Source organism: Paenibacillus sp. FSL H8-0280 (assembly GCF_045040665.1).
GTDB lineage: Bacteria > Bacillota > Bacilli > Paenibacillales > Paenibacillaceae > Paenibacillus > Paenibacillus xylanexedens_A.
This window is the reverse complement of the sequence record NZ_CP150296.1, coordinates 2,735,322-2,753,927: the sequence shown is the minus strand read 5'-3', so window position 1 is coordinate 2,753,927 and position 18,606 is coordinate 2,735,322. Positions and strand designations below refer to the sequence as shown.

Below are 18,606 nucleotides of genomic sequence, written 5' to 3'. Positions count from 1 at the left end.
GGCACATGTTCATCTTCCTTAACTGAGAATTATTATCATTTAAAATAGTGTATACGAAAAAAGAAAGCTCTTCAACCCTGGCTGAAGAACTTTCTTATGGGATCATGCTCGAATCAATTTCATGACTCACTAAAAATGGATTAAGGTCTTATGAAATTGATTCACTTATGGAGTCATTTTTTCCAACAGATCATCTATTTTCATGGAATTCGCTGTAATCGCACCTGATTGCCAATGTGCTCTTTCCATGATATACACCTGATTGTTCTTAACCGCCGGAAGAGACTGCCACAACTTGCTGTCAAGTACCTTCAAGGCTTCCTTGTTCTCAGGAGAAGACCATTCTCCATTGGAAGGGAAAATAATAAGATGATCCGCATCAAGTTGCGGTACGGCCTCTTCAGACAGAATCTCCTGGTATTCCTCCATCTTGCTAACCAGAGGATGAGGTGTTAGACCAAGCTCCGAATAAATAAATCCGGTAAATCGATTCTTCACACCGAATAACGCCAGTGTATCATCGTTAACATTCAGCCGGACAACTGCGACGGTCTCGTCTCCAACCGCTTCCTGCAACTTCGCCTTAGCATCTGCAACCTTAGCTCCGAATGCCGTAGCAACTTCTTCACCCTTTTCCGGTTTACCCACAACATCGGCAATGGTTTTCAAAATTTGATTCGAATCCTGCAATACGCTCTCAGGCAAGCGATAGGTTGGTGCCACCTTGGAATACATCTCATATTTCTCCATATCCACTCCACCATCTACAATGATGAGATCCGGATCATATGCCAACAAAGCTTCAATGCTCCCTGTGGTGTCAAATTGCGGAACATCCAGTCCTAAATAATTCTGTACACCCCACAACGGATGATACCACTGCACTACAGGTGTAATATCTAGCGCCTTCAGATAATCCTCCACATATATTCCAGCAATCCGCTCTGGTTGAACCGGAATCGTCACATCTCCAAATTCATCCTGTACAACCCGTGTAGCAGGCTCTGTCTCGGTTTCAGTAGTATTTTCTCCAGAAGCTGCACTTTCAGTTGCAGGAGTCTGTTCCGCATTCGTAGCGGTATTTGTACTACATCCTGAAATAACTAGACCCATGAGCAATAATGTGATCGCCCACCCTTTGAAACCTTTAATAAAACCTACCATGTTACCCTTCACCCCTATGTGATCTGTTGATGTAACCGTGAGAATGTTATACATATAATGATTATCATTCTCATCTATTGCCTAGGTGAATTGTAACTCATGCTTCAGCCGACTCACAATGTACATTTGATGCTATTTTTTTATACAAACGAAAACAACCATATTGATCGCTCCCCGCTTATCGCAGGGGCAACCGACCTTGACGATAACTCTCCAATAGCTGATTCACAAAGGAATCTTGCATCACATCCTGTAACAGTGCAGCGCCAATTAAACCTATATCATCACTCACATATCCCGCTAACTCAGGTTCGCCGGTGATAGCTAATGTCTGTTTGAAAGCCTGTTCCCTGCATGCGCGCAGCACCTCTTCTTCAGCTACCGCGGTATCTTGAGCCCATCGTTCAAAAGCTTGCATCCACTCGTCAGCAAATGCAGAAGCATCCCTTTCATCCAAGTAAATTTCCACATCCAATCCTTCGAATGTCTGCTTGGTCAGAATCCGTCCCTTGTTAAGATCAAACAGTAGCTTCTCCACATCCGTTTTGCTCATTGATCTCACCTCCAGTTCATCATCATGTCAGATACATCTCAGGTATAACAAAACGCTTCATCATTCGATTAGAATCGGCTGTAAAATGATCCAATTGAAGTTCCTCATATTCGCTAAGGATACTTTCAAAGATACGAGCAATCACACCACAATCTGCCAAAGCATTGTGCCTGTGAATTCCATCTGTATTCAGATCATAATACCGAATCAGAAAATCCGTTGAGACGACCTCGGTAATCTCAGGATGAATATAGGTAAACATCGCTTTTGTATCCAGCACCGGGTTAGTCAACAGCGGGAGGCCATATTCATCACAATGCCGCTTCAAGATGGGCAGGTCATACTCATATCCGGCTTGTGTCACCAGGACGTTATCCCCAATGAATTCCTGAAAGGTCTGAAATGCTTCTACGAACGAAGGAGCCTCCACCATATCCTCATTCGAAATGCCTGTTAACTTGGCCACAGGTTCTGGTATAGGTTTGTTCGCGCGTGCAAGTGAAGAATATGTTGTATTACATTGTTGACCTCTCTGGTAATGCATCGCACCAAATTGTGTCACACTCTCCACCACAGGATTAATGCCCGTACCTTCGAGATCAAATATACAGTACATTCTATCCTGTAATGAAGATACGCTTAGATTCTCAATAAAGTATGTATCAGGCAACAGCGTAATTTTCATCCGTTCAACTCACTCCTCTCTACTCTCATCACGGTTAATGCATTGCTCATATTTAACTCTGTTACTCCCACAATCGAGTGACCTGGACCAACTTGCGCGTTCCATCAAACTGCAACTTATAGATGTCCGGCATCGTAGTCTTCTCCCAGAAATCATAACCGTAGGAAGAATCATAGTGTTGTAAAATAAGCGTCATTACATCTCCATGGGTTCCGATGACTACCTTGTGACCCACATGTTTATCCAGAATTCTATCGATGACCGTTACTGCTCTTGAGCGTGCCTGTTCACCAGACTCTCCACCAGGATACGCATACGTAGGATCACGGTACAACCGCTGCTTGGCTTCACGAAAATTATCGTGCCTCACATCCGAACTCGACAACTGGCGTTCACGCAGATCTTCCTCTGTCACCACAATTCCACCTGACCGCTCTGCCAGAATCTGAATTGTATCCACCGCTCGCCTGTAAGGGCTGGAATAGAACAGTTGAATCTGCTCCCCATGGAGCAGACTGGCAACCGTTTCTGCATCTTGATGACCTTGCTCTGTCAGTCCACGCTCGCGTTCCTGTCCGTCAACATATCGAGACTCCGCATGTCTGACAAAATACAAAAACGTACTGGCTTCGCTCATCATCCATCCGCCAACCCTTTTTTCTTCTCAATGACAATCAGGCAGGTACTGTCTGGCAAAGGCGCAGGCTCACCATTTTCCTCCATGAAGATCATTCGTTCACCAAGTGCCTCCGTGTACCCCTCCTGAAGGAAATGTCGGAGCGTAATAATCTCGGCTTGTTCACCCAGCGCTGCTCGAATACAGTTCTCATAGGCTGTCGGCGTGAATATACCGAACTGCTCCTGAATTTCATGCACGTATGCCTCTTCCCCCCACGTATAGGTATAGAGAAATTCCATCGCATCGTTGATCGGCAATACAACCTCATTGTCTGAGACCCGCTCATATTGAATTGCACGTCCTTGAAAATCCTCTGCATACCGCTCCAGCCAGCGCATTCCATCCGGTTCCAGAAAACGAATCCGGCGCTTCTGTGCCTCCGGTTCACTCATGATGCCATCCCGAATCAGAATTCTTCCTCCAGGTGACAGCACACGGAATGAACTTCTCAGCGCGGCCACAACCGTATCGGAATTAAATCTTCGACCGTCCAGTTCAATATAGGAATATAGTTCATGCAGAATGGATGAAAAAATAACCGTATCCACGGTGCCCGGCTGCACATATTGCTCCAGTTGCAGGGCATCGCCCTTCATCACTTGCCAGCGATGTCCCTCACGTTGTTTTTTGCGTTCCAACGCTTCAATGACATTGGCTGAGATATCGATACCAATAGGCTCCACTTCCGGTTTTTCCTGCTCAATCAGATCCAGCAGAATTCCTCCACCTGGACCAATATCCAGTACCCGTTTACCAACGATATAGTCAAGCAGTACTTTTTTATAATCACCGGAGCTGTTCATATCGGACAAATACGTCTCTTCGTTGTGGAAACGGTCATAGGCATCCCGGCGCAATCCGAACAGGTCAAATAACAGCAGTACAGCCTTCTCGTATAATGGTGACTTTTCCGCTTCAATACAGAATGCAATCAGCTTCTCAGCCGCTGGGGAAAATTCAAAGGTCACGAATAATGTATCCGGCAGATCCGTATGACGTTCAATGCGGTGGGTTAGATGAGGATAGACGATCTGCTCCCCTGCCGTAATCTGTTCCCACGCATACTGTTCCAAATATTTTTCAATCATTCGTTTCTTGTAAATATTGAGCTTCTTGACGCCTTTGTAGTCGTAATACATCGTATTCATCAATGGTTCGAAGCTGATATGGCGAACGATTTCAGATCGACTCTCCATGGATGTTGGATGCATGCTCTCGCTGCGAAGCGTCAACAGGAACACTTTTACCATCTCCTGCAACGAAAAATCCTGCAGGGCAGACTCCACATACCACAGAGTACGATGAGCCAGCGGAGCCAGCGCCTGTTCTACATCCAGTTCCGTTTGGAGCTTGGCGTAAGCCTTATCCATAGCTTCTCCCTGCCGAATGGATGAACTTCTTAAGCGGGATAACCGTTCCTTCACGCTCCAGTCCTCATGATCTGGTCCAGCGATAATCCAGCCTACAATGCGCTGTACCTCAACCTGAACCTGATTCCATAACGCTGGATCAACGCCTGCAATAATGCATTCATTTAATGCCATCAGTATAGTGTGCAATTCATCTGTAGTAAGCCATCCTTTGACGATCAAGGCGTGGAGCGAAGCATTCTCGGCAAATGGAATCTCTCCACGTATGTATTGACCAATAAGTCCATGCGTAGCAATTAGAGTACGTATAATCTCATGCCTTGGAGTGTGTGTATTCAGCGCATCATGCTCGCTTATATCCGCATTCTTACTTAAGGCATCGCCCGGAGAACCAAGTTGATATATACTCGTCTCCTTGGTCTTACCGATGTCATTATCCAGGTGCTCTGCCACTGCGTATAAGTCATATAACTGAGCGGACCCCACATTGTGTACAAACAAGTTAACGCCCTGCTTTTGCCATACCCGCCGTTGCTCCCGTGATCCGGCCTTCGCTGTCTCTGACCAGATTAATACTTCCTCCAGAATTTCTCGCACCCAAAAAGAAACCTGAAGCTCCTCCAGCACGTGAAGTGTACGCTCTGTGTAATCCAGCACCGGATTTGTTCCCTCAAGTTCGGCAATGGAATGAATACGTTCGAGGTTAATATGGGGCTTCTCTGCTGCTGCCAGCAGTTGCAGCCATATCTGCTGGGCTTCCACCGTGTTTCCTGACTTGTATGATTGTATGGCTTTTAATGAATGCAGCATGTATTCGTCCCCTCTCAATCTCTACCCTTATATAAAATAGTTAGATTCGTTTATAGAAGTTGAACTATTGTATAACTGGCTCTGTATCCTCCGGCAATATGCCGCTCATTAATATTACCCAGCTTCGAGCCACATCACCCGCAGGATCACCCCGACATACCAGTCATCCAATCGTTGACCCCAGTATGGATCATAGCCTCACTGAGCATAACATTATCAGGGTGAAAATCGCCATGACAGATCTGCTGTTAATCAGGCAATGTTGTCTTCATTCTGGACTACATTGAGTGAAGAATCCATTTTATATAACTTTATAATGCGCTCGTTCGAATAGGCATAGATTTCTGCAGTTCTTCCCTGACCAATTCGCTCCATATCTACCCGCCCTTTTACTCGAACTCACTTCCTCTGACTTTGGAGAAAACCATATAATCAACCAGCGTGCCTGTACTGTCCCGCCGCATCTTGCGCAGTATACCTTCCAGCGTATAACCCGCTCGTTCGGCTACTTTGGCACTTCGCACATTGCGGGCGTCACAGCGGATCTCCAGCCGGTTTGCCTCCAGATGAGTAATGGCGAATTGCTCAATGCCCTTCACCGCTTCCGTCATCAAACCTTCACCAACTCGCGATGTGCGAATCCAGTAACCGATCTCGAAACAACGTGCATTCCAGTCGATGCGATGTAACCCGCTGCTGCCTACGAATTCATCCGTATGTCTATCACGCAAATGTAACATCATGTCGGTACGTTCCAGATATTGCAGCCTTGCTTTGCGAACAGTCACTTCAGACTCTTCCAACGAAGGGATTTTCTCGGCAAAAGGTAACCACAACCGCAGCTGCTCCGCACTCTCACGGACCGCTTCATTAACGGCTACGCCATCCCCCCACTGCGGTGCTCGAATTGTGAGGCGTTCCGTGTGGAAGCTCTCGGGAATCGTTAGCATAATTGGATTAAATGAAGACGATTCTGTCATCGTTATACCTACTCCTCCACTTGAAAAATAGAATCAATGATCAGCGGCAAATTATCCCTTACGGACACTGCACCGAATACTGAACGAGCGTGTACTCCCTGATCCCCAAATACCTCCATCATCAGATCCGAGAATCCATTTAGCACTTTATGATGCTCCTGATACGAAGCGGACGCATTAATGAATCCCTGCACTTTAACCACTCTCTTCACCCGATCCAGTGAACCCAACACATCTCGAACGACAGCAAGCACCTCCAGTCCAGCATTCCGGGCAAAATCATACCCCTGCTCTGTTGTGAAGTCTGATCCCAGTTTGCCGCGTTCGGAGGTATCCGGTCCTTTCCCGGATACATACATAATTCCATTCACAATAACGGCATTGGCGTATTTCGCTGCGGGGGCACTGGCCTGTGGCAAAATGATCCCCAGTTCATTTAGTCTCGCTTCAATCATCGTATATTCTCTCCCTCTTTTATGGTCCTCACGGAACCCGATTCCTTGTATTCCTGTCTATAAACTCTTGGTGATACCTGAACGGTACGTTTGAACATCTTGCCAAAATGAGAGAAGTTACTGAATCCCGCAAGCCAGGCGATGTCCGTAATGGATTCTTCACTTTCTCGCAGTAAACGCTGTGCTTCCTTCACCCGTAACAGATTCAGATAATCACTGAAGGTAAATCCCGTCGTTTGTTTGAACAATCGACTCAGATAATGCGGACTAATGCGAAACATGCCCGCCACCTCCGGTAATGTCAGTGGTTTCTGATAGTTCTCATTCAGGTAACGTACAACTGCCTGTGTCTTGGGATGAAGAACCGGCTCACGATCATCGGAGTTTAACCTGCCCAAGTGTTGATTACGATAGGCATGGAGCAACAATTCAACAGCCCGGTGACGGAGCAACAGGTTGCTTCCAGGTTGAGGACGAAGCATTTCATCCACCATTTCGCTAACCATCCGTTCTAGAACCTCAGTGACTTGAGATGGAAACCTTACAATAGGAATCTCCCAACAGAAGGGTTCCTTCAAGCCTTCAACTAACTCCGCGGAAATAGCTATGGTTGCAAAAAGCTCAGGCTTCAAATACAGCACCATCCGTTCATGGTCAGGCATGCCACTCTCCAATGTTTTATGAACCGTATTTCGGTCAACAAACACCAGATCACCAGCCTTTACCCGGTAAGTCCGGTCCTTGATGAAATAGATACGCTCACCAGACAACAAGTAATATAACTCATAATGATCATGCAGATGGTCATCCGTCATCGAGAAATATCCAATGCGACGATCATATTCGATGTGCAGTAAATCCGAGGGATCATGAAAATCTGCACTGAAAGGTTCTGTCATATCGCCCTCTCTCCTTTCCATAAATTATAGCAAAATATGCGGCATTTGAAAGCGGTTACGCATAAAATGCGGCGAAAGAAGTACTCCCTTGTTATAGTCTAGAGCTATATTCAAGGAGGCGATAGACATGAGTAACAAAAAACGTTATGTATTAGTTGGAACCGGCGGCCGCGCCGAATTTTTTTATGGTGCTTTGACCCGGGATTACAGGGATACATCCGAGCTTGTCGGCTTTTGTGATATAAATCAAGTCCGCATGAACTACGCGAATCAACTATTGAAGGAAAAGTACGAGTATCCTGAGGTACCCACTTATCCTGCAGATCAGTTTGATCAGATGATTGAGAACGAGAAGCCTGACTATGTCATCGTAACGAGTGTTGACCGCACCCATCACAAGTACATCATTCGTGCGATGGAACTGGGTTGTGACGTTGTCACTGAAAAACCGATGACCATCGATGAGGAGAAATGTCAGGAGATTCTGGATGCTGTCAAGCGGACTGGCCAGAACGTAAGAGTCACCTTTAATTACCGTTATGCACCGCACCATACTAAGATTCGGGAACTTATTCTGAATGATACCATCGGGAAAGTCACTTCCGTTCACTTTGAATGGCTGCTGAATACCCGCCACGGGGCAGATTATTTCCGCCGTTGGCATCGGGACAAGCGTAATAGCGGCGGATTACTCGTGCACAAATCCACCCATCACTTCGATTTGGTGAATTTCTGGATTGGCTCGCAACCGGATACCGTGTTTGCATTTGGTGATCTGATGTATTACGGCAGAGAAAACGCAGAAGAACGCGGTGTAACGCAATTCTACAACCGGGCAACCGGCAACCCGATCGCAAAGGATGACCCTTTTGCACTGCATTTGGATTCAGACGCACATATGAAGTCCATGTATCTGGATGCCGAATCGGAAGATGGTTACCAGCGCGATCAGAGTGTATTTGGGGATGGCATCAACATTGAGGATACGATGGGTGTTCTTGTGAAGTATCGGAACAAAGCCATTCTGACCTACTCCCTCGTTGCCTACCAGCCATGGGAGGGTTATCGCATTGCCATTAATGGCACCAAAGGCCGGATTGAAATGAACATTGTGGAGCAATCCTATGTCAATTCATTGGGTGACAAAAGTAAAGAAGGTGCTTTAATCGGTAAAACGTTGCGGGTTCTTCCAATGTTTGATGCGCCATATGAGGTTGAAGTGGAAGAGAAAGCAGGTGGACATGGCGGAGGTGACCCGGTTCTGCTGAATGATCTGTTTGGAGAGCCTGTAGAAGATCCGTTCCATCGCGCTGCTAACCACGTGGACGGTGCCAGATCCATTCTGACGGGTATTGCTGCCAATCGCGCCATCGCGACGGGTTTGCCTGTCAATGTCAATAATCTGGTTCGTTTCTAAGTCTCCCAGGTCTGCACTACATTATTAATTTCATTTAAAGGCTGCGCATATCACGCAGTCTTTTTTATATTTTTATAATTAATCTGCACGCAAGTTGACTCGGTAGAAGGAGGAAATCCATGTTCTTCTCTTTAAAAAACCGTCTGATTGCCTTTATCGTTGTCCTGTTTGTCCTCGCTTTTGGCACACTCTCCTACCTGCTCTTCAAGGAATCACGCACGGTCATTCGCTCTTACATCGAATCCTCTGCTCTTGAGAAAATGGAGGAGTACGGTTCATATGTAGACATGGTACAGATGCAGATCTATGATGTCGCCTCTCTTGTTTTCAATAGTGATATGGGCAAGAACTGGGATAATGCGATCGGAGATCCGAACCTTTCGGAAGGAGAAAAGATGCTGGCCAACCTCGCGATGAGCCGTTTTCTCACTCAGGCAACCAACAGTTACACTAGTATCTCTGATGTATCCATCTATCGACGGAATGGACTGCGAATTGGCAGCGAGAATCAGGTAACATATGACCCTGCCTTTGTACAAGAATCCTGGTATACAAATTTCTACACGTTGGGGGAACGCTGGTTACCTGCACACACCGATCAACATGAACGTGTCAGAGATCATGGTAATCCGGTGGTCAGTCTGCTGATGCCCATTGGCACCTTTCATCATGCTACAGCGCAGAATGTCATGAAGGTGAATGTCAGTGAATCTTATTTTCTGGAGCCGCTCCGGCGCATACATCTTGCGGAGAATAGCACTATTTTTCTACTGGGCGAGCAGGGAAATCCTATTCTGTCACAACAGATAGACGCGTTGGGTGCTGTAGCTACCGCAGAGATCGATCGTTTTCGAAACAGCCCGCTGAAATCCGGTGTGGCGTATCTCACAAACCATGAAGGACAGCGAGACATCCTTGTATTCAAGAAACTGGGACGTACGGGCTGGATGTTGGCGGGGCTGGCACCGGAAAAGGAAATGTACCTCTCTCTCCATAAGCTCCAAAGCACGATTGTGGTGGTGACGATTGCCCTGATTCTGATCTCCCTCTTGGCTGCTGCATGGTTATCTCATGGCGTAACCAAACCTTTGACCAGACTGGTACTGGCGATGAGACAGGTTCAACGAGGTGCTTTTGACCAAGCGGATTCACTTCTTCCTCCGGATAAAAATGTAAAGAGCGAAATCAGTTATGTAATCTTCACCTTCCGTTATATGATCAGTCAGCTGCGGCAGCATATCCAGAATGAATTTGAACTGAAACTTCTTCGCCAGCAAGCAGAGTACAAAGCACTTCTCATACAGATTAATCCCCATTTTATGTTTAATACTCTGGAGCTGGTGAGCAGCCTTGCCATTCAGCGCAGAACGAATGATACGGTTCAGGTCATTGAGGATTTGGGTAAAATGATGCGCTTTTCTATCAACACCAATGACGACCGTGTTCCCCTAACCGAAGAGCTGGATTATGTGCAGCGTTATATCTCCATTTTGCAGACCCGTTTCGGTCATAAACTCGACATTTCGGTAACGTTGGAAGGTACACTGAACTCCGTGGTCATCATCAAGTTTATTCTTCAGCCGCTTATTGAAAATGCAGTGAAATACAGCTTCCAGCATCAGACGACAGCTCAGGTACAGATACGGATCAACCGGATGAATGATCGTCTGCATATCAGTGTTTCAGACAATGGGCCAGGTATTCCAGCAGAAATAATCCACAAGTTGCAACATCCGGTTGCTCCCTCCTCATTGGAATCCATATTGCATAATGAAGGCTGGCATATTGGACTGGGCAATGTCATTGCTCGTTGCCGTCTGCATTATGGTGGCTTGTTCACGGTCCACATGGAGAACGATGAAAACGGAGGCGCATGTATTGAACTGATTCTACCCGTACAGGAGGAATATGATGTACAACGTATTAATCGCAGATGACGAGATCGAAGTTCGCGAAGGCTTGAAATTGAAAGTCGATTGGCATGGCATGGGTTTTGTCATAACAGGAGAAGCCTCTAACGGGACCGAAGCGGATGAACTTTTGAAATCTGAACATTTTGACCTGCTGATTACCGATATGAACATGCCTGTCATGGACGGTGTCCGATTACTGGATGTCTGCCGCAGTTATAATCCTTCTATCCAGATTGTCATTATCACGGGTTATGAAGATTTTCAATATGCCAGAGCGGGGGTCCGCAGCCAGGTGATGGATTATTTACTGAAGCCTGTAACTCGTGATGAACTGAAGGCGACATTAGGCAAAATCAAAGAAAATCTGGATGAACAACGTAAAATACGAGGCGATTCCGAATTGATGCAATGGCGACTCTCTCAGTATTACAGGGAAATGAAGGAACGTTTCCTTCTTGATCTCGTCAAAGGCAATCGCCTACCGCCTTCCTCCATGCCAGAACGGCTCAGATTATTTCATCTCGAATCATGGCAGGATCAGAAGATCTGTTTCATCACCGCGAGTATAAGTCAATCGGACAAGCAGGATATTCGAAAAGATCGCTTACACGAGCAGATGCATCTTCCTTTCGAGATGGTATGTTATGAAATCGCCCAGTCTGATTCAGACAATGTCCAGGTTTTTCATGATTCGGCACACGCAGGGATCATGCATTTCATGGTACAAGACGGTATGCAGCATGAATTCATCCAACAGCTCACGGGACATACGGCATCTGTTTTTTCCGTGGAACTCAAGATTGGGGTGGGGCTTTCTGGTTCTGGACTTGAGCACTGGAAAGAAGGTTATATCCATTCCCTTCTGGCATGGAAATCAGCTGAACGGGCTGGCAGCGGGCCAAACCCTCAGGCAGGAACAGATTATAGTCCATTACTTCCTGAAGAAACGACACGCCTGCTGCATCGTTGCCTCATTCGAGGGGAACTGGACTCCTTCCGCAGCATCATCCGCAAGGAACTTCACGAGGCATTCCAGCTTTCTCCCTCCCGAATGACACGAAGCATTTTTCAAATGTCACTGTTGATGGATTTTCCTATGGCCCCGGAATGGATACTGTGGCTTAAGACGCCAGATCAAGCAGAACGCTTATTAATGCAATGGGCTCAAGACTTCCTGAGTCGACAACTTCCTTCAGAAGATGGGGATGGGACGGTTATAGATTTAGCCAAGCGATATATCGAGGAGAACTACATGCAGGAGCTAACGTTAACGTTACTCGCTGAACGATTTAACTATTATCCTACCTATTTCTCCGAATTGTTTAAGGAAGGTGCAGGTACCTCTTTTATTCAGTATGTGACGGGCGTTCGGATGAAACACGCCTTGCAACTGCTGAAGGAAACCCAATTAACCGTGTGGGATATTACAGAACTGACCGGCTTCAGTTCGCCAAGTTATTTCAGCTCGAAATTCAAAAGAATGTTCAACATGAGTCCTTCAGACTATCGCTTGCAGCATTCCGAAAAAATCGATAGCCATGATCCGAAGAAATGAGATTCAAGCTGCTCCCCTTCCCCGGTATGATGTGGTTACCAAGAGAAAGCCGTATGTTGTAAGCGGATTCATAATTGGTAACCATTATACTTACCCATTCAGAAGGGAGGCACATGATGAGAAAACAGACCAAGCCCTTATACGGTCAGCACAATACCACAGCCTACTTGTTTCTTCTCCCCTGGCTGATCGGACTCTTCTGTCTGACACTAGGACCAATGGTTGCGTCCCTATACTTATCCATGACCAAATTCAACCTGCTGTCATCACCGACTTGGACCGGACTTAGCAACTATGTTCACATCTTTACCGAGGACGATACCTTTCGCAGGTCCCTCGGGCTGACGTTTTATTATGTCTTTCTATCCGTTCCACTAAGGCTCGCCTTTGCTTTACTGGTGGCGATGGCGCTGAACAAAGGTATTCGAGCCCTTGGCATCTACCGGACTGTATATTACATCCCTTCCCTCTTGGGCGGCAGCGTCGCGATTGCAATCGTCTGGCGGCAACTTTTTGAGGGGAACGGACTGGTTAACCAGTTTTTAAGCTGGTTTGGTATCTCAGGTCCATCCTGGATTGCGCATCCGGATTATGTGGTCTATACCATCATCACACTATCCGTGTGGCAATTCGGGTCTGCCATGGTCATCTTTCTTGCAGGTCTGAAACAGATCCCGGCAGACTTATATGAAGCTTCCGATGTCGATGGAGCGGGAAAGATACGTCAATTTTTTGGAATCACCCTGCCCATGCTCTCCCCCGTTATCTTTTTTAACCTGATCATGAGCATGATCAATTCATTTCAGGCGTTTACACCAGCTTATGTGATCGGGGATGGCCGCGGGGGTCCACTCGACGCAACAATGTTCTATACCTTGTATCTGTATCTGAAAGGTTTCTCGTTCTTTGATATGGGTTATGCTTCGGCTCTGGCTTGGATCATGTTGGTCATTATCGGGGTATTCACCGCAATCGTCTTTGTCACATCCCGATTTTGGGTGTTCTACGGGGATAATCAGGAGGGGAGGTAATGCATATGCCAATCAAACGACAACTGGTTCAGGCCGGGAGGCATGCCGCCAATGTACTCTTCGGTCTGCTGATGTTATATCCAGTACTATGGTTAATTCTCAGTTCGTTTAAACCGAACCATCTCATTTTCACCAGTGGCAGTCTATTTCCAACCAGTTTTACGCTGGAGCACTATATTAACGGCTGGAAAGGTCTACAGGGCATCTCTTTCGGCCGTTTCTTCGGCAACTCCGTGCTGATCTCGGTCATGAGTGTGCTGGGCAATGTGATCTCCTGTTCCCTTGCAGCCTTCGCCTTCTCCAGATTGAAATTTAGATTCAAAGGCCTGTGGTTCAGCATGATGTTGGTCACAATTATGTTGCCTTACCATGTTACTCTGGTGCCCCAGTATATTCTCTATAATGAGCTTCAATGGATTAACACGTATTTCCCGCTGATTCTGCCCAAGTGGCTTGCGCAGGATTCCTTCTTCATCTTGCTTATGGTTCAATTTATACGCGGTATACCGCGAGAGCTGGACGAGAGTGCGACCATTGACGGTTGCGGGCAATCACAGATCTTTTTCCGAATCGTAGTGCCACTGCTCGTTCCGGCACTGATTACAACAGCGATCTTCACCTTCCTGTGGAGCTGGGATGACTTTTTCAGCCAGATGATCTATCTGAGCAAAATTGATCTGTTCACCGTGCAGTTGGGCATTCGATCTCTCTTTGATCCATCAGGACAATCCGATTGGGGCGCATTACTCGCCATGTCCACCCTGTCACTGCTTCCCGTGACCATCATCTTTTTACTGTTTCAGCGATATTTCCTTGAGGGCATTGCAACGACAGGTCTGAAGTAACAATACGTTTCTCATTATCCATAGACAGGGGGATTTACCATGTTCAAACGTTTCATGATCGGTATGATCACTTCACTTTTGTTATTCGTAACAGCTTGCTCTGGAACAGACCATACAGGGGCTAATGATAATGCAGGCAATGGTAATGATAATGGAACTACCGAGGGCGGACAGGTCGAACTTCGCATCATGTGGTGGGGTGACCAGAAACGGGCAGATATTACGAATGAAGCCCTGAAGATCTTTCAGGCGAAACATCCGGATATTAAAATTGTAGGAGAATTTGCACCTTCCTCCGGATATTTCGACAAGCTGAATACCCAATTGGCATCAGGCACAGCACCAGATATCTTTTTTCTCGGTGGAAATGTCGTAGACTATGCCAAAAAAGATGTCCTGCTTAATCTGGACCCGTATGTAGGCAACGAACTGAATCTGGATGGTATGGATGAAACCATGATCGAATACGGACGTCTCGACGGGAAGCTGCAACATATTTCTGCCGGTGCGAACGCACGAGGAATTGTTGTTAACAAGGCACTCTTTGAGAAAGCCGGCGTGCCTTTGCCAGCTTCAGATTGGGACTGGGCGGACTATGCCGCCATTAGCAAGGAGTTGTCCGACAAGCTCGGAGACGGCTTCTATGGAACGTACAATTTTACCGTCGACGGAATGGATATTTTTCTAAAACAACGGGGTAAACAACTATATGACATGAAAAACGGCACACTCGGATTCGCCAAAGAAGATATTCTGGAATGGTTCCAGTATTGGGAAAAGACTTCGGCATCCGGCGGTGTAGTTACACCGGAATTGCAGGTATCCAACCCGCATGATGACACCAGTAAGTCCCTGTTAATCACAGGCAAAGCAGCCATGACTCTACTACCATCCAACCAACTTGCTGCATTCCAGAGTTTGACGGAAGATCCTCTGGTGTTACTCCCTGTACCACGAGGCCCTAAGGGAACGGGTGTTGTATTTGAATCCAGTCAGGGATTATCAGGTTATGCCAATACCAAACATCCGAAGGAAGTGGCAACGTTAATGGATTTCTGGATTCATGATCCGGAAGCAGCCAAAATCCTTGGTAATGACCGTGGCGTGCCCGTTACAGAAGCCAATCGAAATCTTCTTCAGGAGGGTGCAGGCCCTGTGGAGGAGATTGTCTATAACTATACAAACCTTGTCTCTGAAGCTACGAAGACTGAACCTTTTGACGTGAGTTACAACCCACCTGGGTTTGCAGAGTTCTCCAAGTTAGCTCAGACAACGAATCAGGAGATCGGATTTGGAAGAAAAAGTGTGGAGCAAGCTGTCTCCGACTTCTATAACGGGACCGTTCGTATTTTTGAATCGAATCAATAACCAGAAACAGACACTGTGAGGAGGAACATATGACAGCAGAGATATTAAATCGGCTGCGCAACATTTCGATTATGGATCAAGTTCAGCCAGTTAAACCGGAAGATCAGCAGTTATTACAGGAATGGCATGCGTCGGGTATCCGGTTTGTGGCATCGGGCGGACGAATGGAAGCTACGTATTATGCAGCAGTGGAGGAATTGCTTGCTTGTATCCTGCCCATGGGAGACAGCAATCCTATTTTACAAGAAGGTGGCATCTATCTCGGATGTTGGTTAGAGAGTACAGGTACCATCAATGCGGAGCTGCTGTCTCGCCTGCTGCCTTCCGTATCCGAAACAACGTACCTCGCATTTGCCAAGCAGCAAAGAGATGATGGATTGCTTCCGTATAAACTCACGGCAAACGGACCCTCTTTCCGGCAAATCCAGTTGGTAACTCCGCTGGCACGCAGTGTATGGAACCACTATCAGCTTCATGACAATCATGGTAAGCACTCGCCTTTCCTGAATACGATGTATAAGGCTATGGTTCGTTACGATGAGTGGATTGCACGCAACCGTAATACCCGAAGAACCGGCTGTGTAGAAGCCTTCAGTACGTTTGATACCGGACATGACTTATCCCCCCGTTTCTGGCATGTTCCGGATACACCTTACATGAATGATGCTTCTGCCTATCACCCGGATTCTCCGATTCTGCCTTTTCTGGCACCAGATCTGACTGCCAATATCTATTGTCAGCGCATGTATCTGTCCCGTATGGCTGAAGAACTGGGAGAATCGGGGACAGATTGGAAAGCAAAAGCCCATTCCAGTCTGGAAAGTCTCTTTCGTTATTGTTACGACGAACAGGATATGTTCTTCTATGATCGGGACCGTAATGACGAAATGGTCAGAGTCCAATCCGATGTGCTACTCCGCGTGATGGCCTGCGAAGTTGGTGATCGTGAATTATTCGATAACCTACTGCGTCGGTATCTGTTGAATACAAGCAAGTTTTTCGCTAAATACCCGTTTACATCGATTTCAATGGATGATCCCAGATTTGATCCCTTTTCCTCCTATAACAGCTGGGGAGGGGGTTCCAATTTCCTGAGTCTGATCCGGGCACCACACGCATTTGAGTATCATCATCGATATGTGGAGCTAACCTGGGTAATGCAGCCAATCTTGTCGGCTCTATCCAAAGATAAACGATTTGGTCAGGTACTAAGCCCATGGACCGGAGAACAAGGTTTTACCGAGACTTACTCACCCTCCATTCTCTGTCTCCTCGATTATGTGGAGCGACTATGCGGAATTATGCCTGTTGGATCGAATCAGCTCTGGTTTACCGGACTGCTCCCCATCGACATGGATCATGGCGAGATCGTATCTGGCAACACGGCTTATAGCCGAAAAGTCAAAGGAGTAGGATATGAATTGGTCAACACGCCAGATCGCATGACGGTATATCTGGAAGGCAAGGTTCATCTGGACGGCCCGTCAGGGATCCGGCTTGTAACGGATCATAGTGGGCATCTGGAGGCAGTCATCGGAATGACCGTTCGCACCGTCGAGGGGGAGCTTTACTATCAAGGAGAGCACATCCCGATTCGGATCAAAGGAAATGAAATGCAGCGTTACACTGATGGAAGTTTCAGAACCGAGCGCGATATTGGCATCATCTATCCTACGTATCGTTAATTGTTTGTATGCAAAAAGCGCAAGTTGCGGAGGCTCACTTCCCCTGCACTTGCGCTTTTCCCTTTTGCGCGTTTACATTTCTTAATTTCTTATTCATAAGGACACAAGATAGAAATTGACGACCACTTCGGAAATCATTCTCTCTCTGGTTACAGAGGAGATGACTTTCACCTTACACCTTCCGGTTCCACGCCGGGTGACGATAAAATTCAATCGTATCAATATAATTTACCGTGAACTGCTGTTCCACATCCGACAAGTTCAACAGTTTTCGGTCGATTTGCTTCATCCCCATGACCACATCGTGCCTTAGCAGGTCCATCGCAATTTTGCCTACAAACCCGCCTTCCATCTCTTTATGCTTGCTACGAAATTCTTCATTGTAGATCAGTTCAGGTGTGAATGCCGCTTCGACGAAAGCATTAACGAGCGTAAGCTCATTGCCCTCGATCTGCACTGCCATATAATAATTGCCACGCTCATCCTTAATGAGGTCTTTATACATTTCTACGATCATTTGAATCACTCCTCTATTATAAAAGAAACCCCGTTAGCCTTAGCGAACATGGGCTATCAAACGTACACCTTCCGACCCCGTGCCTTCATATACTAGGTACAAATGGCGAACGGAGGAATACTTATGAGCTGGCAGCATCTCCATACCGGAAAAACACTTCAGCAGCGCCTGGCAGAACTCCAGGGGCACCTTGCAGAACTGAATACTCCACTCTCCGGGTTGGAACCGGGACGTATTCGTCGTGTCTATCTAAGGCAGTTTATCAAAGTAAACCGGCAGTTATTCATTCCACTTAGTCTGAATTCCATTCGGGTATTCGATATTCCTCGAACACGGCGAGGCGTGAGAGTGGGAATCCGCACGACTTTCCCTTCCAGGAATGCATTTAACAATATCAGACTTGTGGGCGTGGGACTGGATTATCTTGAACTTCAGGGAAAAGGCAGAGTCCCTTCCCGTATATTATTTCCTCTCTCCAGCGTCGAGTCGATTTATCGGCCAACCACTGGAAGAAAAAACCTGAAACGGCCTTGTAGGCGGAAGTAAAGCTGGTTCTTTTCGCAAGCCTTACAATGGTTCCCAAATGTCTGCATACGGGTGCCCCCTTCCAATATATAATTATAACCCATGCAACCACTTATCTGCTGAAGAATCATTTTATGTCAAAAAGCGGTGAGAAC

The 18,606-nt window shown here is 46.6% G+C and carries 18 protein-coding genes; 8 read left to right on the top strand and 10 right to left on the bottom strand.

The genetic code is table 11. The annotated features are described in order from the left end of the window. Positions 1-165: 165 nt before the first annotated feature. From MHI12_RS12505 to MHI12_RS12465, 9 genes are all read right to left on the bottom strand, one after another. The gene (locus MHI12_RS12505) at positions 166-1,164 is read right to left on the bottom strand and encodes an ABC transporter substrate-binding protein (RefSeq protein WP_405172527.1); all 999 of its coding nucleotides are present in this window, start codon (positions 1,162-1,164) and stop codon (positions 166-168) included. A 178-nt stretch (positions 1,165-1,342) separates the two neighbouring features. Then, complete coding sequence (locus tag MHI12_RS12500) at positions 1,343-1,717, bottom strand: hypothetical protein (RefSeq protein WP_405172526.1); 375 nt, start codon at positions 1,715-1,717, stop codon at positions 1,343-1,345. Positions 1,718-1,739: 22 nt separating this feature from the next. Further along, a complete protein-coding gene (locus MHI12_RS12495) occupies positions 1,740-2,402 on the bottom strand; it encodes a PolC-type DNA polymerase III (protein ID WP_405172525.1) in 663 nt (220 codons plus the stop codon). Between the two features lie 61 nt (positions 2,403-2,463). Then, positions 2,464-3,042, bottom strand: coding sequence for a histidine phosphatase family protein (locus MHI12_RS12490; protein ID WP_405172524.1), 579 nt, complete (start codon positions 3,040-3,042; stop codon positions 2,464-2,466). Continuing rightward, positions 3,039-5,261: a class I SAM-dependent methyltransferase gene (locus MHI12_RS12485; RefSeq protein ID WP_405172523.1), complete on the bottom strand. Its 2,223-nt coding sequence runs from the start codon at positions 5,259-5,261 to the stop codon at positions 3,039-3,041. Before MHI12_RS12485 ends, MHI12_RS12490 begins: the two co-directional genes overlap by 4 nt. Positions 5,262-5,407: 146 nt before the next feature. Beyond that, complete coding sequence (locus tag MHI12_RS12480; RefSeq protein ID WP_405172980.1) at positions 5,408-5,503, bottom strand: phosphotransferase; 96 nt, start codon at positions 5,501-5,503, stop codon at positions 5,408-5,410. Between the two features lie 147 nt (positions 5,504-5,650). After that, positions 5,651-6,241 (bottom strand): GNAT family N-acetyltransferase, encoded by a 591-nt coding sequence (locus MHI12_RS12475; protein ID WP_405172522.1) that lies wholly within the window; start codon positions 6,239-6,241, stop codon positions 5,651-5,653. An 8-nt stretch (positions 6,242-6,249) separates the two neighbouring features. Continuing rightward, positions 6,250-6,696: a RidA family protein gene (locus MHI12_RS12470; RefSeq protein WP_047842646.1), complete on the bottom strand. Its 447-nt coding sequence runs from the start codon at positions 6,694-6,696 to the stop codon at positions 6,250-6,252. Next, positions 6,693-7,595: a helix-turn-helix domain-containing protein gene (locus MHI12_RS12465; protein WP_405172521.1), complete on the bottom strand. Its 903-nt coding sequence runs from the start codon at positions 7,593-7,595 to the stop codon at positions 6,693-6,695. The genes MHI12_RS12470 and MHI12_RS12465 overlap by 4 nt, the downstream gene beginning before the upstream one ends. Positions 7,596-7,722: 127 nt before the next feature. Between MHI12_RS12465 and MHI12_RS12460 the strand changes: the two genes are divergently transcribed. The 7 genes from MHI12_RS12460 to MHI12_RS12430 all read left to right on the top strand — a co-directional run bounded on the left by MHI12_RS12460 (position 7,723) and on the right by MHI12_RS12430 (position 17,409). Continuing rightward, positions 7,723-9,012 carry a Gfo/Idh/MocA family oxidoreductase gene (locus MHI12_RS12460; protein ID WP_036670584.1) on the top strand — a complete coding sequence of 430 codons (1,290 nt, stop codon included), beginning with the start codon at positions 7,723-7,725 and terminating at the stop codon, positions 9,010-9,012. Between the two features lie 119 nt (positions 9,013-9,131). Further along, positions 9,132-10,949, top strand: coding sequence for a sensor histidine kinase (locus tag MHI12_RS12455; protein ID WP_405172520.1), 1,818 nt, complete (start codon positions 9,132-9,134; stop codon positions 10,947-10,949). Beyond that, positions 10,921-12,480 carry a response regulator gene (locus tag MHI12_RS12450; RefSeq protein ID WP_405172519.1) on the top strand — a complete coding sequence of 520 codons (1,560 nt, stop codon included), beginning with the start codon at positions 10,921-10,923 and terminating at the stop codon, positions 12,478-12,480. Before MHI12_RS12455 ends, MHI12_RS12450 begins: the two co-directional genes overlap by 29 nt. Before the next feature lie 116 nt (positions 12,481-12,596). Next, positions 12,597-13,511, top strand: a complete 915-nt coding sequence (locus MHI12_RS12445) for a carbohydrate ABC transporter permease (protein WP_405172979.1) — start codon at positions 12,597-12,599, stop codon at positions 13,509-13,511. Positions 13,512-13,516: 5 nt separating this feature from the next. Continuing rightward, positions 13,517-14,356 carry a carbohydrate ABC transporter permease gene (locus MHI12_RS12440; RefSeq protein ID WP_405172518.1) on the top strand — a complete coding sequence of 280 codons (840 nt, stop codon included), beginning with the start codon at positions 13,517-13,519 and terminating at the stop codon, positions 14,354-14,356. 39 nt (positions 14,357-14,395) lie between these two features. Beyond that, positions 14,396-15,724: an ABC transporter substrate-binding protein gene (locus MHI12_RS12435; protein WP_405172517.1), complete on the top strand. Its 1,329-nt coding sequence runs from the start codon at positions 14,396-14,398 to the stop codon at positions 15,722-15,724. A 29-nt stretch (positions 15,725-15,753) separates the two neighbouring features. Further along, on the top strand, positions 15,754-17,409 hold the full coding sequence (locus tag MHI12_RS12430; RefSeq protein ID WP_405172516.1) for an MGH1-like glycoside hydrolase domain-containing protein: 1,656 nt from the start codon (positions 15,754-15,756) through the stop codon (positions 17,407-17,409). Between the two features lie 172 nt (positions 17,410-17,581). On the opposite strand, the gene MHI12_RS12425 is transcribed toward MHI12_RS12430, so the two are convergent. After that, the gene (locus MHI12_RS12425; RefSeq protein WP_405172515.1) at positions 17,582-17,926 is read right to left on the bottom strand and encodes a hypothetical protein; all 345 of its coding nucleotides are present in this window, start codon (positions 17,924-17,926) and stop codon (positions 17,582-17,584) included. 123 nt (positions 17,927-18,049) lie between these two features. Here MHI12_RS12425 and MHI12_RS12420 point away from each other — a divergent pair, with 123 nt between their 5' ends. Continuing rightward, positions 18,050-18,472, top strand: a complete 423-nt coding sequence (locus MHI12_RS12420; RefSeq protein ID WP_405172514.1) for a hypothetical protein — start codon at positions 18,050-18,052, stop codon at positions 18,470-18,472. Positions 18,473-18,606 lie beyond the last annotated feature (134 nt).